10 protein-coding genes, 3 rRNA genes and 2 riboswitches are annotated in these 17,524 nt (G+C 51.4%); all 13 genes read right to left on the bottom strand.

What is annotated here, in order from left to right; genetic code table 11:
* Positions 1-82 precede the first annotated feature (82 nt).
* Positions 83-652, bottom strand: a complete 570-nt coding sequence (locus ACHZA1_RS10470; RefSeq protein ID WP_320051828.1) for a cob(I)yrinic acid a,c-diamide adenosyltransferase — start codon at positions 650-652, stop codon at positions 83-85.
* A 114-nt stretch (positions 653-766) separates the two neighbouring features.
* Complete coding sequence (locus ACHZA1_RS10465; protein ID WP_320051827.1) at positions 767-1,279, bottom strand: bifunctional adenosylcobinamide kinase/adenosylcobinamide-phosphate guanylyltransferase; 513 nt, start codon at positions 1,277-1,279, stop codon at positions 767-769.
* Positions 1,280-1,289: 10 nt separating this feature from the next.
* Entirely contained in the window at positions 1,290-3,518 is a 2,229-nt protein-coding gene (locus tag ACHZA1_RS10460; protein WP_320051826.1) for a TonB-dependent receptor, read from the bottom strand.
* Positions 3,519-3,565: 47 nt separating this feature from the next.
* Positions 3,566-3,743, bottom strand: a riboswitch (cobalamin riboswitch).
* Positions 3,743-4,747 carry an ABC transporter ATP-binding protein gene (locus tag ACHZA1_RS10455; protein WP_320051825.1) on the bottom strand — a complete coding sequence of 335 codons (1,005 nt, stop codon included), beginning with the start codon at positions 4,745-4,747 and terminating at the stop codon, positions 3,743-3,745. It overlaps the preceding riboswitch by 1 nt.
* A gap of 11 nt (positions 4,748-4,758) precedes the next feature.
* Positions 4,759-5,799, bottom strand: coding sequence for an iron ABC transporter permease (locus tag ACHZA1_RS10450; protein ID WP_320051824.1), 1,041 nt, complete (start codon positions 5,797-5,799; stop codon positions 4,759-4,761).
* Positions 5,799-6,929, bottom strand: coding sequence for an ABC transporter substrate-binding protein (locus tag ACHZA1_RS10445; protein WP_320051823.1), 1,131 nt, complete (start codon positions 6,927-6,929; stop codon positions 5,799-5,801). The genes ACHZA1_RS10450 and ACHZA1_RS10445 overlap by 1 nt, the downstream gene beginning before the upstream one ends.
* Before the next feature lie 195 nt (positions 6,930-7,124).
* Positions 7,125-7,661 (bottom strand): AAA family ATPase, encoded by a 537-nt coding sequence (locus ACHZA1_RS10440; RefSeq protein WP_320051822.1) that lies wholly within the window; start codon positions 7,659-7,661, stop codon positions 7,125-7,127.
* A complete protein-coding gene (gene cbiB, locus ACHZA1_RS10435) occupies positions 7,658-8,593 on the bottom strand; it encodes an adenosylcobinamide-phosphate synthase CbiB (protein ID WP_320051821.1) in 936 nt (311 codons plus the stop codon). Before cbiB ends, ACHZA1_RS10440 begins: the two co-directional genes overlap by 4 nt.
* Positions 8,581-9,600 (bottom strand): aminotransferase class I/II-fold pyridoxal phosphate-dependent enzyme, encoded by a 1,020-nt coding sequence (locus ACHZA1_RS10430; protein ID WP_320051820.1) that lies wholly within the window; start codon positions 9,598-9,600, stop codon positions 8,581-8,583. Before ACHZA1_RS10430 ends, cbiB begins: the two co-directional genes overlap by 13 nt.
* Before the next feature lie 69 nt (positions 9,601-9,669).
* Positions 9,670-11,157, bottom strand: coding sequence for a cobyric acid synthase (locus tag ACHZA1_RS10425; protein WP_320051819.1), 1,488 nt, complete (start codon positions 11,155-11,157; stop codon positions 9,670-9,672).
* Between the two features lie 114 nt (positions 11,158-11,271).
* A riboswitch (cobalamin riboswitch) is annotated at positions 11,272-11,456 on the bottom strand.
* A 436-nt stretch (positions 11,457-11,892) separates the two neighbouring features.
* A 5S ribosomal RNA gene (gene rrf / locus ACHZA1_RS10420) occupies positions 11,893-12,004 on the bottom strand.
* Between the two features lie 163 nt (positions 12,005-12,167).
* Positions 12,168-15,045: ribosomal RNA gene (locus ACHZA1_RS10415) — 23S ribosomal RNA — on the bottom strand.
* Between the two features lie 198 nt (positions 15,046-15,243).
* Positions 15,244-16,763: ribosomal RNA gene (locus tag ACHZA1_RS10410) — 16S ribosomal RNA — on the bottom strand.
* The 16S, 23S and 5S rRNA genes sit together here, the layout of an rRNA operon.
* Positions 16,764-17,524: the final 761 nt, after the last annotated feature.

Raw genomic sequence — 17,524 nt, 5'->3', positions numbered from 1 at the left:
CCCTTACAGGCTTGGCTTTACGATTACGCCCTTTCAGGGCTTGTGTATCTTCCTTTAACTTCGTCTAATTTCTGAAATGACTTCATCTAGTTTCTTTACTAAATCTAAACGGCCTCACCTTCTCCTCTGGCAGGTTGGCCTTAAAGCCGTCGTAGCGAGCTAGGGTGAAGAAGAGGTCTGACAGGCGGTTAATGTAGGCGGCTATCCAAGCCTCTACACCGCCCTCTTCAACAGCAGAACAAAGCGCGCGCTCTGACCGTCGGATGGTAGCACGTACGATGTGGCAAAGGGAGCTCACCTCAGTCTGACCGGGCAGGATGAACTCCGTGCTTTCGCCCATCTCCTGGGTCATCTCCACCATCCACGCTTCGCAGAAGGCAGCACCATCCTCCACTCTAGGAGCATTCGATGGTCTTGGCGACTCGGGCAGGGTGGCAATATGCGACATGGTATGCATCAACCCCATTTGTACGGTGTACAGCCGCTCCTGCCAGGGATGATCGTCGCCCAGCTTAGTGCGTAACAAGCCGATGAACGAGTTGGCCTCGTCGATGGCGCCGTTGGCCTCTATGCGGCAGTGGTTCTTCGGTACGCGGATGCCGCCTGCCAGCGATGTGCGGCCCTTATCGCCGCCACGGGTGTATATTGGCATGTTTGTTTGCTTTAATTAGCACAGAGGCTCAGAGGTACAGAGGTACACAGAACACTACTTTCCTCTTTTCTATGAAACTCTGTGTTCTTCGTGCCTCTGTGCTGAAATCTTAAACTATTTCACCTTTACAGGAATACCCGAAACCATCAGCACCACCTCATCGGCTATTGATGCGATGTGCTGGTTGAGCCAGCCCTGCATGTCGGTAAACCTTCGCTGGATGGCATTCTCGGCATGACCTCCCATCCCGATCTCGTTGGAGATAAAGATGAAGGTAGCCGGCTGCTCCACGAGCCGCGCCAGCTCCGCCTTAAGCTCCCCAAGAGACTTCTCGATGTCCGAATCGTTATCGAAGAAGAAGTTGGTAGCCCAAAGGGTCACGCAGTCGACCACCACCACGCGGTTGGCAAGGTTGTGCCGACTAAGGGACTTCTCCTCCTCGATGTTGGTCCACATCGGACCACGATCGGCCTGGTGGCGCTCCACCCGAAGGCGAAAATCGTCGTCCCAGATGCGCGAGGTGGCGAGGTAAACGGGGTTGTCGGCTAACTCGAGCGCCAACCGCTGAGCGTAGCTGCTCTTACCCGAGCGCTGACCACCAGTAATGAGAGTAATTTTAGATGCCATCCAACAAGTATTAGAAGTTTATAGTAGCCTTCATCGAATACATTCGTCCGGGAAGGTTGTAGCCGCGCTTCTCGTAGTAGTTCTCGTCGGTCACGTTGCTCACGTAGCCCATCAGGCTTATCTTTTTGGTTACATCGTAACCAAGATATAGATCCAAAGTCATCATCTGAGGGTAGCGTACCTCCACGTACTGATCGTAAAAGCTCCAGTTGCGATCGTAGCGGTAGCCAACGTATCGTCCCTTAAAGCCTGCCGATAGCTTATGATTCTTGTAGTCGGTTCCATAGACAATATTATTATCGGCTACATTAAGCATACGGTGGCTCATCTTGCCCAAGCCGTACTCGTCGAGTTCCTCGTTAGCATTTAGGATAGAGGTCAACTTGATGTACGAGGTTAGGTCAAAACGATTCTCTGCAAGGTAGCCAAAGTTGTAGGCAACGCTAACCTCGAGACCGTCAATAGTACCGTTGCTGGCATTCTGGAAGGTGTTAAGTCCCTTAATGACGCTGCCATCGGAGTAGATGAACTTTCCATCAGCGTTGGTGGTGTACTTCACCCCAAGGTTGTTAAGGTTATCGGCAGTTACATCCACAAAAACCTGTACACCGTTATTCTTCGACTCCGTTCTAAAGTAGCCTAGTTCGGTGTTCCATCCATTCTTATCGTACGACACCCCAAGATCGAACGATTTCGACTCCAAGTTCTTCAAATCCTTATTTCCTACGGTGATGGCTACCGTCTTATTCTTGGTATCGAACACCTCGGAGTAGCCTGCCAGCTGGTAAACATCGGCATAAGAGAAACCGCTTCCAGCATTTGCCTTAATTGCAAGACCAGGAAGGACCTTGTAGGTTATACCTAAGCTAGGGCTGAATATTGTATTGTTCTCCGTATTGGCAGGATTGGTCATCTTTTCGGTTTGCTTTAGCTCATACTTATTGAAGTCGTAACGACCACCAAGACTAGCGAGCAGCTTACCCTTAAAGAATTCAAGATTACCCTGTACGTAAAGTCCAAGGTTTCCAAGGGCAAAATCTTGATTGTAGGGTTTGATTCTCTCTCCAGCATTGCTGTATCGTTCGCTGAGCGATTGCGAGCAAGCATAATCCACACCGATGGTTACATAATGCTGGTTAAAATGAACGATGCTCTGCGCTTGAACACCTTTCCACTCCAGCTCTTGCGATATGGACAGGTAAGGCTTCACAAAAGCATTCTTCTCGAAGATCACCTCGTTGTCCGACACATCTCGTCCAAAATACCCCTTAACCATGGCGGAAATATTTCTACAGATCGATCCGTTGAGCGAGATATCGCCAGAGGTGTAGGTTAAATCTTTGCGGGTTGGAGATGTTCCAACGGCAATGTCGCCGGGCGACTCCACATCGTTGGCAATAGAACGGTTTACGTAGGCATTCAGCCTCCAATCTCGGCAGATATCGTAGCCCAAGCGTAGATCCATGTTGGTTTTGGTATACTTGGTAAACGGACGGGTATCGCCATCGCCACGCTTGTCGGGATCGGTAGTTTCAGCCCCGGTCTTCTTGTAGAAGTTGGTAACCTCACCGCCATCGAGCCATCCCCTAAAGATGTTGCCCTTGCCCATCTTGTAGTCTTTGGGGTTATTCGAAATGGAAAATCCAGCATCGAAATCGAACTTCGGAGCGATAGAACCACCAACCGACACCGACGAGTTTACCTTGTCGCACGAACCGTAGCTGAATGATGCTGTGCCACCAACAGCACCCTTGCTGTTTTTGGTGATGATGTTTACAACGCCTCCCATTGCCGTTGGACCGTAAAGCGCCGATGCAGGACCTTTGAGCACTTCAACCCTTTCAACGTTCGATAGATCTATCATGCTTAGGTTAGCACTTCCCGCAGGGCGACCGTTTATTAGTATTAGCGTTTTGGAGTTCAACTTCCCATTTTCGGGGCGAAAACCACGGATGCTCACCCCCGAAAGAATTCCAGGATATTGCACCACATCGAGCCCCGCATTTTCCTTAAGAATAGAGGTCAAATCTTTTTGTGGAGCCCTTTCTATAAGAGCTGGATGAATCATCTCTATACGTTGAGAGACGTTCTCCTTCTTTACTGCCATCCGCTGTCCAACAACGACTACCTCATCTACCTTGAGGTTCATCTTTACGCTGTCCGATTCGTAGGCACTTGCAGCACCTGCTGTTCGAATTAATCCGGCAACAAGTAGTGCCGCAACTAAAACCTTTTTCATTTAATGGTTATAAAAATTAAACAATAGCCCTACTCCCACGAGGGCATCATCGTTTGCACCTACAAGGCAGGTTTCCTGGCTTCCGTCGCATCGCTGTGCCTTCCCACCGTTAGGCAGTGACCATTTATCAGGATGTTGTTGACGGTTACAGTAGCGGGTCTGCTCAGGACTTGCACCTGATTCCCTTTTAAAGGCGTCCCTTTCACCTTGCGGTAAGGAGTATATCAATTTTTCAGTTCTACTAGTAACTCATTTATTGTTTCAAATTCCATTTCCTTACAGCCAACCGAAGCCAGTTTGTACGGTCTCGTGGCATTTCTATCTACCCAAAGACGACTATCGGTTGCAGCATCTTTCTTTGCTACGGCAATTCCGTTACGATGAAGTGCTTTTTCGATCCAGAAGTGGCTTCCGGCATCGGCATCAAGTGATATTATCTTCTCGTGCTTCTCATTTAGGCGAAAGCGTCCGATGCTTCTATCGAAGATGATGCTATCGCGCTCGAAGTAGGAGTTGAACATTCCCGAAAGTACCAAGTCTTCTGGAGCTCCACAGGCAACCTCTCGCTCCTTACCCATTAGCCAAAGCTTATCGGAAAGATCGAGCGCTAGGTCCAAATCGTGGGTTGAGAGAAGTATCGCCTTCTCCATTTTATCGGTGAGCTTGCGCAGCAGCATGGTAATCTCTATACGGCTTGGAAGATCGAGGAAAGCCGTTGGTTCATCTAGGATGATTATAGGCGTTTGTTGTGCAAGAGCCTTTGCAATCATCACCTTTTGCCGCTCGCCATCGCTCAGCGAGCTGATGCGCCGGTGGGTTAACTCCTCTATTCCGACACTACGAACAACCTCCTCGATAATTGCATGGTCTGACGAAGTAAGCCTTCCAAAGAAACCCAAGTAAGGATGACGACCTAGGGCAATAACCTCGTAAACGAACAGATCGCCCATCGCCACCTGATCTGTTAGCACCACGCTTACCATCTTAGCCCTCTCGTGCTGCGAGAAGCTGTCAATAGACCTTCCATCAAGCAATATCCCTCCCGATAGCTTAGGCTGAAAGCCCGCTAAAGTTCTCAGAAGAGTTGATTTCCCAACCCCATTAACACCAAGCAGCGATGTTAGCTCGCCTTTTGCCAAGCTAAGGTTCATCTTCTGGTGCACCACCTTTTGCTCTCCACGTAGTTGGTAGCCTATATTAAGATCGTTCGTTTTAAGTAGGTCTCTCATGGCACACTTTTTTAGTTCAAACCTTGACTCTTGCTCCTGTTAAGGATTACGTAAAGCATCACAGGACCTCCAAGCATTGACGTTATCGCATTTATAGGAAGTATTGCACCCGAAGAAGGCAGCGTGGTTAGCAGGTTGCATAGAAGAGCCAGAAGCGCTCCAAGTATCAGCGTAAATGGCAGCAACGAACGATGATCAACAGAACCGAGCAGCATCCGAGCAATATGGGGAACCGCTAAGCCTAGAAAGGCAACCGGTCCACAGAATGCGGTGGTTACAGCAATCAGCAATCCGGCACTAAGAAGAATAAACAGGCGAGTCTTTGAGAGTGCTACTCCCAGATTCTCGGCATATCGTTGTCCCAACAACAGCGCATTTAGCGATTTGATAAGTAAAAGCGCAATGAGTAGCCCAACGCTTACAGCAGCCACAAAGAAAGGGATCTGCTTAAGCGATACGCTGGAGAAATCGCCCATGCCCCACATCACAAAGGCGTGTGCATTCTCGTGCGAGGCGTAAAAATTCAGTATTGATATTGCCGCCGAGGCGATATAGCCAATCATGATGCCTGCAATAAGCAATACCAAGTTGCTTTTTATGTAATTTGATAGCACTAGTATCAATCCAAGAATAGCCGATGCACCAACAAATGCCGAAACGATGATCAACAGGTGCCCACCAATCCCCAGCGAACCGTACTGCCCCATGGTTCCACCCAAAAAGAGCATAACGATAGCCACACCAAGGTTAGCCCCTGCGCTAATCCCCAAAAGTGATGGTCCTGCAAGCGGATTCTGAAACATGGTTTGCAGCATTAGCCCGCTAACGGCAAGAGCCGCACCTGCAAAAAGCGCTGTAATGGCTTGCGGTAAGCGCGTAACCAGCACTATGTTGGTCCACGAAGTGCGCTCGCCCTCTCCTCCTAGAAGAATTCGGGTTACAGCATCAATTGGGATATGGATAGAGCCGTAGGCAAGGTTTGCCACAAAGAGAATGGCAATCAGCACCACGCAGGCAACCACAACCGTCGTATTTATGGCAGGTCTTCTCATTACTTCATAACCTGTAAGTAAACCTGCTTATGCTCGGGTAGAAGCTCCGGATGAAGAATCTTTACCAAGTCTGCAAGAATAACATCAGGCTCCATAATCCCCTTCTCGTAGTACGAAATTCGATTGGTATTGCAATGAATAACCCTGTGATTCTTGTAAGCCTTAAACATCTTGTAACCATCGTACTCCTTACCAAGATCGTCGTAGGTCATATCCTGAGGCTTGTTGTACTTTACCAGCCAGTAGTCGGCATTTTCGGCACGCTGGTAAACGGCTTCGAAGGAAAGCGGAATTGCCTCGCTCTGCTTTACATCATCCCAAAGGTAGCGAGCTCCGGCATCCTTAAAGAAGCAAGCCATGTAGCTGTCACCCCCCGGCATATTCCACACCTGCCCCATCTTCTTATCGGCAAAAATGGTAGGCTTAACCTTTACATCTTTGGCAACCTCACGGATCTTATCGTATCGAGCCCTTATTGCAGAGTATATTGAATCAGCCAACTTCTCTTTTCCATAGAATGCCGCAAAAAATTTAATCCACTCGGCACGTGCCAGCGGGCTACTCTCCATGTACGAGGCAACCTCGACAATAGGAATACCAGCCTTCTCCATCTTTCCGTAACCCATGCCCTTAAAGGGCGATACTAAAACAATGTCAGGATTAGAGTCGATAAGCCCCTCCACATTTACCGCCGATGCCTCGCCAAGCAGCTTAATCTTTCCGCTGGCAATTCCTTGCTTTACCGCTTCGTTGTCGATATAGCGCTCCTCGGCAACGCTGGTTATGGTCGATACCTCGCCGAGCATATCTAGCGAGCCAACAAATACCGAGTAAAGGCATGATGTTTTTGATACAGGAACACGAACAACATCGCCTTCAGGCAGATTGTCGGGCATGGAAGCATCTCTATCTACTAAAATGTAGCGATGCAGCAGCACCGAATCCTTCCAAGGATTTACCACCTCGATAACCTTATACCCATCAAACTCAGTAATGGTAAACCCTTTTGCATCCTGCAATACTACATTCTTACCATCCTTCATTCCAGCCTTTTTGCTTCCACCGCTACTGCATGAAACCCCAACAAGGCTTACAACCAGAAGAAAGAATGCTACTAGATTCCTATTCATTGTATGTTCTTATTACTTATTTCTCAACTTTCCCCGCCTTAGGGACTTCGCTTTTAAGAGTTGTACTCCACTTCTACTAGCTGTGGGAGCTAAAATGCAACTACATTTTCCTTCCTACTGCCCGTGGAAACATAAATGCTGCTACATTCCGCTCCACTTCCGATTAACATCTTCCTAGATACAGCACATTTCCTCCTATACACGGAATTCGCACACCTCGCTAATTACAAAGTCTACGCGTTGCTCTACCGACACCTTTGGCAGCATCACTACCCGATAACCCAACTCTGTATACGCCTCCAGCAGGAGGTTATGAAGCCTCTGGCATTCCTCAAAGGATTGAGGTCGCTCGCTGTCGTTTACAAATATCTCCTTCCAAGGTGGAGCCACAAGCACCAGCTTGGCGTAGCGTTTTCCATCATTATATAGATATTGAGGAACAGGTTTACCACCATTACGCAGGTAGGCGATGATGTCCGGAATACCTCTGTCGTAAAAGCAGAGCCCCTCCACCTCCTTTTCGAGTAGCTGGGCTTTCATCCGACGGTGACACTCGGCGGCAAAAGCCTCTAGGTTGCTCCATGGCAGCAGGTCGGTTCCGTTTTGGTTCGATTCTACAATTATTTGGCGCGAAACCTCGTCAAAGCAGGGCATTCCCGCCTCGCGTAGCGCTGCAATCAGCGTCGATTTGCCCGTTCCCGGACCTCCGCTTATCACAAAATGTCCGTTCATGGCAGCAGCGTGAGGGTAATTGATATTATTATGATCGCAACCAATGTTACGGCATGGTTTACACGAGTTGCCCGCTGCATGTCTACCAAGGTTAGCACTCTGTCGGAATAGCCAATTGCAGGCTTGCGGTGAAATACACCTCCGTAAAAGCTTCCCCCACCAAATTGGCAGTTAAGAATACCTGCCAGCGCCGCCTCAGGGTAGCCCGAGTTGGGACTGGTGTGCTTAGAACCGAACCTTACTACGTACGAAAACGAGCGCCCGCTGAACGAAACTATTGTCATTAAGAGTGCAGTTAAGCGGGCCGGTATAAAGTTGGCAACGTCATCCAAACGAGCTGCGGCACGACCGAAAAAGATGAATCGATCGCTCTTGTAGCCCCACATGGAGTCGAGCGTATTAACCATCTTGTAGGTCATCATCCCCGGAATACCAAGCAGCGCATAGTAGAAGAGCGGAGCAACCACACCATCGCTCAGGTTTTCGGACAAAGTCTCCAATGCAGCCTTACGGATCTGCGCATCGGTGAGCGCAGCAGTATCTCTACCAACAATACGCCCAACGGCTGCTCTGCCGCTATCAATATTTTTCTCTAACTCCCTAAAAACATTTCGCACCTCCCAGATAAGCGTGTGATTCGCTAATCCGTAAAAGACGAAAAGAGCCATTATGGCTACCTGTGCGCCAAACGGAAGCATCGTTGCCCAATGCATCAATCCGAAGAACAGCGCAAAGGTGATGCCCACTAGCAGGAATACTCCGAAAGCACCCTTTACGATAAGAAATCCTCCACGACGCAGCAGCTTCTCGCAACGGGTAATCATCCTACCAAATAAAATGATGGGATGCGGAAACCAAGCTGGATCGCCAAGCAGCAAATCGAGGATGTACCCCAGAACTAGCCCTACTACAGCAGCGTTTACGGTTTCCATTGCTTCAGCGCGTTTACAAGTTTATGGTTGGTGGCATCGTCCTGTGGAGAGATACGAACGTAAGAGGCGTTTAGCCCACGGAAGTTGGAGGCGTTGCGGATGAGTAGCCCATGCTCCTTAATCAGGTAATGCTTTAGCTGGGCAGCATTCCCATCCTTTAGCCTTAAAAGGAAGAACGGGGTTTGCGAGGGTAGCACCTCTATCGCTTCAATTGAAGCCAGCTGCTCGCATAGCTGCTGCTTTTGGGTAAACCATCGCTCCAGTGGCAGCTGATACCTATCTCCATTTATGATAAAATGCTTGGCTACGGCAACCGCAATGGTGTTAACCGACCACGGGATGCGTACCTGAAGCAGCTGCGCCACATTTTCGTCAGCAGATATCACATAACCCACCCTAATACCTGGAATGGCGTAGCACTTGGTAAGCGAACCTATAATTATCAGGTTGCTATAGTCGAAAACATCCGTAGGATGAAGAAGTTCTTCTGTGCAAAACGTGGCATACGACTGGTCCACCACAAAAAGTTTATCGGGATTAGCTTCGAGCAGCTGCAGCAGCTGGCTCCTACCCCATACTCTCCCGGTTGGATTATTTGGATTGCATATCCAAACCAAATCGGCAACATCGGGGATGGCTCCAACAAAGTCTTCCTCGTTTAGGAATAGCAGCTCGTGATTGTGAATCCTGCAGGCATCCTCGTACTCGCTGAAGGTTGGAACAACCACCAACGATCGGCTCTTGCTCCAAGCCTGCGCTATCAGGTAGATAGCCTCTATGGCTCCGTTGCTCACCAGCACGTTCGATAATCCTACGCCGTTAACCTCAGCCAAAAGCGTACGCAAGCTGCGCGCATCAGGCTCTGGATAGCTGGTAATACCGGTTAATGCCTCCGATACCACACCCTGCAAGTCGGCAACGTACCCATCGTACCAAACGTTGGAGCTAAAGTTCCCTACAATAGGAACTCCACAAGCCTGTACATCATCTCCGTGACCAAAAAGCATAATCTCTTTTATTTAGTATCAAGACACAAGTATCAAGATATCTTTTGTCTTGCGTCTTGCGTCTAATATCTAATATCTATTTTCTAGTATCTCATAAACCTTCTTCATATCAACATGTCTTCTGATATGGTCGGCAAGCAGGTTGTACTGCTCCTCCTTAAACTCCTTGTAGTTGAAGGTTCTTGTTATGAGTTTCGATTGGAAAGGGGCTAGTAGATGATCTATCACAACGGCATTGTCGAGAATGCCGTGGATGTACGTCCCAAAGCAGCGGTTATCTACATGAACGCCATCGGCATTGCCGCCGCTAAGCGCATTTAGCGCCGATGCATTGCCCGAGAGCAGCTCCGTTTCGCCCATGTGTATCTCGTACCCCTCGCAGGTTGCAGGATTATCCAGAAAATTAAACTGTACCTGACGGGTAATTTTCTCGCCCAGCATGGTGGTTCGCACAGGTAACAAGCCCAATCCGGGCAGGGCGTCAATCGGACCCTCCACATGCTGCGGATCGCACACCTCCATGCCCAGCATTTGGTACCCACCGCAGATGCCCATCACCGTTTTGCCATCCCTATATGCCTTAACTATAGCCGTAGCAGCACCATTTTTGCGCAGCTCGTACAGATCGGCAATGGTAGATTTTGTTCCGGGGATGATGATGATATCCGCCTTCGAAATCTCATCGACGTTGTTGGAGTAGAAAAGATGCACGCGCTCGTCGCGCTCCAGCACGTCGAAATCGGTGAAGTTGGACATGTGGCGCAGCAGCACCACAACAACATTCACTTTGCCATCTACGGCGGTGCGGTTCTTTAGGTCGAGCATCACCGAATCTTCAGCCTCGATATGGATATCCTTAAAGTAGGGCACAACGCCAAGCACCGGCACCTTGCAAAGGTCCTCAATGATCTTAACGCCATCGGTAAATAGCGAAATATCGCCCCTAAACTTATTAATGATGATGCCCTTTACCAGCCTGCGCTCCTCTTCGGTGAGCAGTATCATCGTGCCGTAAACCGATGCTATTACACCGCCACGGTCGATATCGGCAACAAGAACTACAACGGCGCTGGCATGCTGCGCCATGGACATGTTAACCAGATCGCGCGAACGAAGATTTACCTCGGCAATGCTGCCGGCACCTTCCATAACAATGGGATTATAGGAGTTTTTTAGGCGATCGAAGGCAGAGTTTACCTCTGCGCGCAGCTGCTCGCGGTCGGCTCCGTTGAAGTAGTCGGCAGCGCTCTTGTTGCCCACTACCCTGCCGTTGAGTATTACTTGGCACATGCGGTCGGAGGTGGGCTTTAGCAAAAGGGGATTCATGTCGGTAGAGCAAGGTAAGCCTGCCGCCTCTGCCTGAACGGCCTGCGCACGACCAATCTCTAGCCCATCGGGAGTGGCATACGAGTTGAGCGCCATGTTCTGCGCCTTAAAGGGGGCTGGTTGGAAGCCATCCTGCAGGAATATGCGGCAGAATGCTGCAGCAATAACGCTTTTACCAACATCGCTGCCGGTGCCTGCAAACATTATCGGACGAAGGGAGTGCTTACTCATTCTCTTTTAGGATTCACGTTGCGTGATTGCTCTGCAAATAGGATAGGATGCGATTAATCCAGAGCTTAAAGAGAATCTTAAGAATCTGTATCGACCTGCTCTATTCCCGGAGCATCTGAATATGTTGATAATGGCAGGTCTTCTGGCTCATTCCCGTTTTGAAACCTTCCCAGCACCAGGTGCCAGTGGCTATTCTTCAAAACGTTTAGTGGAATTTACAGCTGCGGGTACAGCTCCGAAGTTTCATCGGATTCCCTTTTATCCTGCCCAAGCAGGATACCAATTATCGGACGCAAAGATGAGGATTTTTTATCAAAAGACGAGCTATCAGTTGAAGATATTCCAATAATAGGCAAGCACAACACCTTACCCTGCTACTTTTGCAATGACAAATTGACAGAACAACACCCTTAATTGCTCCGATAGAGACCGTAGCAGTCCGTAGGATCACCGTAGGATGTACGGAGGTCAAAATGTCATGCACAAGGTAGATTTTAGAAATCCATACCTACGACTACATACCCAATCCTCCCAAGTCGAGGTACGAGTACCAAGTCACAGAAACCGATATTGAGAAAAACATCGATAGCCAGCTGAAGCGCACCATCCTGGATCTTGTCCTATGCGCTCGCAACGAAAGCTGACCGCTGCTTTTCGAATTCCCATACTCAGCTTACAACCCCTTCCGTAAGGGCATAAAAAAAGCCCCCGACCTTTCGGTCGGGGGCTCTATAGGTTTGGCGGCCACCTACTCTCCCGCTTGGTGTAGCAGTACCATCGGCGCTGGCGGGCTTAACGGCCCTGTTCGGAATGGGAAGGGGTGGAGCCCCGCCGCCTAGCCACCTAAGTCTTCTTTTAGATCCTAGTATTTAGCACCTAGATCTTAGACTTCATAGCATATGCCATTCAATCCTCATATAGCGTCTAATATCTAGCGTCTAAAATCTTATATCTTTTAGATTTTGACATTCTTCGGACGAAGCGGCGTCTGCCCGCTAAGGGCGCGGCCCTCTCGGAGCTCGTTCGGGCAATTAGTACCGCTCGGCTAAGCGCATTGCTGCGCGTACACCTGCGGCCTATCAACGTGGTAGTCTCCCACGGCCCTTAAGGGAAGTCTCATCTTGAGGCAGGCTTCGCGCTTAGATGCTTTCAGCGCTTATCCCAACCGAGCGCGGCTACCCAGCGGTGCTCCTGGCGGAACAACTGGTACACCGGAGGCTCGTCCAACCCGGTCCTCTCGTACTAGGGTCAGACCCCCTCAAACTTCCTACGCCCGCAACAGATAGGGACCGAACTGTCTCACGACGTTCTGAACCCAGCTCGCGTGCCACTTTAATCGGCGAACAGCCGAACCCTTGGGACCTTCTCCAGCCCCAGGATGTGACGAGCCGACATCGAGGTGCCAAACCGCCGCGTCGATGTGAGCTCTTGGCGGCGATCAGCCTGTTATCCCCGGCGTACCTTTTATCCTTTGAGCGATGGCCCTCCCATGCGGAACCACCGGATCACTATGCCCTGCTTTCGCACCTGCTCGGCTTGTCGGCCTCACAGTCAAGCGCCCTTGTGCCATTGCACTCCACGCGCGGTTGCCATTCGCGCTGAGGGCACCTTGGGAAGCCTCCGTTACTCTTTTGGAGGCGACCACCCCAGTCAAACTACCCGCCAAGCGGTGTCTCCCTATCAGGGATTAGGCCCCGAAGTGGCGAAGGGCTGTATTTCAACGTCGGCTCCAACGATACTAGCGTACCGCCTTCACAGCCTCCAGCCTATCCTACACATCGCCACCCCAGAACCAGCGCTAAGCTGCAGTGAAGGTGCACGGGGTCTTTCCGTCCCGTTGCGGGTAATCGGCATCTTCACCGATACTACAATTTCACCGAGCTCACGGCTGAGACAGCGTCCAGATCGTTACACCATTCGTGCAGGTCGGAACTTACCCGACAAGGAATTTCGCTACCTTAGGACCGTTATAGTTACGGCCGCCGTTTACCGGGGCTTCGATTCAAAGCTTCTCTTACGATGACCTCTCCTCTTAACCTTCCGGCACCGGGCAGGTGTCAGGCCCTATACTTCACCTTTCGGTTTCGCAGAGCCCTGTGTTTTTGGTAAACAGTCGCCTGGACCTCTTCGCTGCGCCCCACGTCACCGTGGGGGCCCCTTATCCCGAAGTTACGGGGCTAGTTTGCCGAGTTCCTTAGCCGTGATTCACTCGAGCACCTCAGGATTCTCTCCTTGACCACCTGTGTCGGTTTGCGGTACGGGTGCCCAGCGCCTGATGCTTAGGGGGTTTTCTTGGAAGTCGGATTAGGGACGCTATCCGCTTGCCCGTGGGCTCGCGGTACTATCAGGTTCGGCAGGATCCGGCTATTAACCTACACCCTATACCTACACCCTTCAACCCGGCATTCCGTCGCCGGGCGGTCCTTTCACTCCTTCGTCGCCCCATCGCAGCGCTGGCCAGGGACGGAATATTAACCGTCTGTCCATCGGCATCCCCCTTCGGGTTAGCCTTAGGCCCCGCCTTACCCTGATCCGATTAGCGTTGATCAGGAAACCTTGGTCTATCGGTGGGCGGGTTTCGCACCCGCCTTGTCGTTACTCATGCCTACATTTGCTTTTCCACCAGCTCCACCAGACCTTACGGCCCAGCTTCACCGCCGGTGGAATGCTCCCCTACCATAATTTCTTATCCGCAGCTTCGGCGGACGGCTTGATGCCCGATTATTATCCACGCGCAGCCGCTCGACTAGTGAGCTGTTACGCACTCTTTAAATGAATAGCTGCTTCCAAGCTAACATCCTAGCTGTCGCTGCAGCCGCACATCGTTTCATCAACTTAGCCGCCTCTTGGGGGCCTTAGCTGGCGGTCAGGGTTCTTTCCCTCTCGTCGACGGACATTAGCACCCGCCGGCTCACTCCTGGATATCGCACCACGGCATTCGGAGTTCGTCAGGATTTGATAGGCGGTGAGGCCCTCGCATCCAATCGGTAGCTCTACCTCCATGGTGGTAAGTCCAAGGCTGCCCCTAAAGGCATTTCGGGGAGTACGAGCTATTTCCCAGCTTGATTAGCCTTTCACCCCTACCCACAGCTCATCCAGAAGCTTTTCAACGCTTATTGGTTCGGACCTCCATTCCGTATTACCGGAACTTCATCCTGGCCATGGGTAGATCGCAAGGTTTCGCGTCTGCCCCGTCCGACTTATTCGCCCTATTCAGGCTCGCTTTCGCTTCGGCTCCGTACGTAACCGCACTTAACCTTGCCGGACAGGAGCAACTCGTAGGCTCATTATGCAAAAGGCACGCCGTCACCCCACTAAAGGGCTCCGACCGCTTGTAGGCGCACGGTTTCAGGGTCTTTTTCACCCCCCTATTCGGGGTACTTTTCACCTTTCCCTCACGGTACTGGTTCACTATCGGTGTCCTATGAGTATTTAGCCTTGGCAGATGGTCCTGCCAGATTCAGACGGGGTTTCTCGTGCCCCGCCCTACTCAGGGTTCCTCCCCCGCCCACTCGCCTACGCCTACGGGGCTGTCACCCGCTATGGCACCGCTTTCCAGCGGCTTCAGCTTCGCTCGTGGTTGGTAATGGAGGCCCTACAACCCCCACCCGGCCGTAACCGGATGGGTTTGGGCTAATCCCCTTTCGCTCGCCGCTACTCGGGGAATCACTATTGTTTTCTTCTCCTGGGGGTACTTAGATGTTTCAGTTCTCCCCGTTCGCCTCCGGATTGCTCCGGATACCTGGCCTTCAGCCAGGTGGGTTGCCCCATTCGGGTATCCGCGGATCGATTCGTGCTTGCCGATCCCCGCGGCTTTTCGCAGCTTGCCACGCCCTTCGTCGCCTATAGGACCCAAGGCATCCCCCGTGCGCCCTTTTCTTACTCCTTTCCGCGCACCCGCCGGAGATCAACTCCGTCGCATGCGCCGCTTCGTCCTCAAACGTCAAAGATCTTCTGGTGCCTCCGGGTTTTAAAGCCGGATTTACCGTTTGCGCGCCACCCGCATCCGATGCGGCCGTCTGCCTCGTGGCGCTCAATATCTTTTGGGAAGTGCAGCTCTCAGATTTCGCCCTGATGGCGCTCCAGAAAGGAGGTGTTCCAGCCGCACCTTCCGGTACGGCTACCTTGTTACGACTTAACCCCAGTCACCGGTTTTACCCTAGGGCGCTCCTTGCGGTCACGCACTTCAGGTCCCCCCAGCTCCCATGGTTTGACGGGCGGTGTGTACAAGGCCCGGGAACGTATTCACCGCGCCATGGCTGATGCGCGATTACTAGCGAATCCAGCTTCACGGAGGCGGGTTGCAGCCTCCGATCCGAACTACGACCGGCTTTCGAGATTCGCGCCCCATCGCTGGGTGGCTGCCCTCTGTACCGGCCATTGTAACACGTGTGTCGCCCCAGACGTAAGGGCCGTGCTGATTTGACGTCATCCCCGCCTTCCTCGCAGCTTGCGCTGGCAGTCTCGGTAGAGTTCCCGGCTTAACCCGCTGGCAACTACCGATAGGGGTTGCGCTCGTTATGGCACTTAAGCCGACACCTCACGGCACGAGCTGACGACAACCATGCAGCACCTCGCCGACCGCCATTGCTGGCTATGAAGTTTCCCCCATATTCGTTCGGCGTTCGAGCCTGGGTAAGGTTCCTCGCGTATCATCGAATTAAACCACATGTTCCTCCGCTTGTGCGGGCCCCCGTCAATTCCTTTGAGTTTCACCGTTGCCGGCGTACTCCCCAGGTGGATGGCTTAACGCTTTCGCTAAGCCCCTGACCCTTGCAGGCCAAGAGCGAGCCATCATCGTTTACGGCGTGGACTACCAGGGTATCTAATCCTGTTTGATCCCCACGCTTTCGTGCCTCAGCGTCAATACTCAGCTGGCGAGCTGGCTCCCCAATCGGCGTTCTGCGCGATATCTATGCATTTCACCGCTACACCGCGCATTCCGCCCGCCTCGCTAAGATTCTAGCCCAGCAGTATCAACGGCAGCTCTCCTGTGGAGCAGGAGCCTTTCACCGCTGACTGACCGGGCCGCCTACGCACCCTTTAAACCCAATGAATCCGGATAACGCTCGGGTCCTCCGTATTACCGCGGCTGCTGGCACGGAGTTAGCCGACCCTTATTCGTCTGGTACTTGCAGGCAGGGACACGTCCCTGCGGTTACCCCCAGACAAAAGCGGTTTACGACGCGTAGCGCCTTCTTCCCGCACGCGGCATGGCTGGTTCAGGCTTGCGCCCATTGACCAATATTCCTCACTGCTGCCTCCCGTAGGAGTCTGGGCCGTGTCTCAGTCCCAGTGTGGGGGGCCTTCCTCTCAGAACCCCTAGCCATCGTAGCCATGGTAGGCCGTTACCCTACCATCAAGCTAATGGCACGCATGCCCATCCTTTACCGATAAATCTTTACCCCAAATCCGATGCCGGACCTGGGAGCCATGGGGCATTAATCCGCCTTTCGACGGGCTATTCCCCTGTAAAGGGTAGGTTGCATACGCGTTACGCACCCGTGCGCCGCTCTCAAGGACCCGAAGGTCCTCTACCGCTCGACTTGCATGTGTTAGGCCTGCCGCTAGCGTTCATCCTGAGCCAGGATCAAACTCTCCATAGTAGAAGATGTTGATTTCGGGGAATTGCTTCCCCTGTTGTTTCCTTAGCCCATCAGGATTACGTTAGTCTAATAAATCATCCTAATCGTTTTCTATCTTTTCACTGCACTTCCTCAAAGAACCTATTTACTTTTTGCCGCTTCGCAGCGACCCGCTCCCTCATTTGCGGGCTGCAAAGGTAGGCTTTATTTCGAAACTTCCAAGCGGTTGGCCAACTTTTTTTTCGGTTGCCCCTTCGCGGCTTTCCGTCCTAAAACCCTTCTGGGCGGCCGGTGCTCTCGCTACTCCCTCGTCCGTTCCGGCTTACCTCCTAAGCCGCTTATGTTAAAGAGCCTCGCTCCCGTTCCCGCTAGCCCTCCCTGCGAAGGCGCCGTTGTTCCCGATTGCGGATGCAAAAGTACGCCTATTTTCCGATTCCGCAACCCCTACACCATACCTTAACGCGTTAACGAACGTTGCTCGCCTTTGTAAGAGACCATTGAGGTGGGCGTTTTTTTCGAAAAAGGGAATGTGGAACTGAGAATCTGCGATGAATTGCAAAAAACAGGCAGTTCTCCTATTCTTATCCATCTTAACTTAACATGAAAATGGTGGCACACTCGAAGATTATACCTTTATCAAATATCAAACACCTTTAATAACCAACTTTTCAGTAAACAAATATGGACAGTAATAAAAACACACCTCTCCATTTTATCATATGTAAATGAAAGTAGCCCCCTTTCTAATTCGCTTTTGAAGTTTTTACATCTAGGGTCATACG

It is taken from the genome of uncultured Acetobacteroides sp., from assembly GCF_963667355.2.
GTDB lineage: Bacteria > Bacteroidota > Bacteroidia > Bacteroidales > ZOR0009 > Acetobacteroides.
Note: the sequence above shows the minus strand (reverse complement) of the source record. Positions and strands in the feature narration are given on the sequence as shown.

Excerpts from the sequence above, each read along its gene's own strand:
- ACHZA1_RS10470 (WP_320051828.1), bottom strand. The coding sequence starts at position 652 with ATGCCAATATACACCCGTGGCGGCGATAAGGGCCGCACATCGCTGGCA.
- ACHZA1_RS10465 (WP_320051827.1), bottom strand. The coding sequence starts at position 1,279 with ATGGCATCTAAAATTACTCTCATTACTGGTGGTCAGCGCTCGGGTAAG.
- ACHZA1_RS10460 (WP_320051826.1), bottom strand. The coding sequence starts at position 3,518 with ATGAAAAAGGTTTTAGTTGCGGCACTACTTGTTGCCGGATTAATTCGA.
- ACHZA1_RS10455 (WP_320051825.1), bottom strand. The coding sequence starts at position 4,747 with ATGAGAGACCTACTTAAAACGAACGATCTTAATATAGGCTACCAACTA.
- ACHZA1_RS10450 (WP_320051824.1), bottom strand. The coding sequence starts at position 5,799 with ATGAGAAGACCTGCCATAAATACGACGGTTGTGGTTGCCTGCGTGGTG.
- ACHZA1_RS10445 (WP_320051823.1), bottom strand. The coding sequence starts at position 6,929 with ATGAATAGGAATCTAGTAGCATTCTTTCTTCTGGTTGTAAGCCTTGTT.
- ACHZA1_RS10440 (WP_320051822.1), bottom strand. The coding sequence starts at position 7,661 with ATGAACGGACATTTTGTGATAAGCGGAGGTCCGGGAACGGGCAAATCG.
- cbiB (WP_320051821.1), bottom strand. The coding sequence starts at position 8,593 with ATGGAAACCGTAAACGCTGCTGTAGTAGGGCTAGTTCTGGGGTACATC.
- ACHZA1_RS10430 (WP_320051820.1), bottom strand. The coding sequence starts at position 9,600 with ATGCTTTTTGGTCACGGAGATGATGTACAGGCTTGTGGAGTTCCTATT.
- ACHZA1_RS10425 (WP_320051819.1), bottom strand. The coding sequence starts at position 11,157 with ATGAGTAAGCACTCCCTTCGTCCGATAATGTTTGCAGGCACCGGCAGC.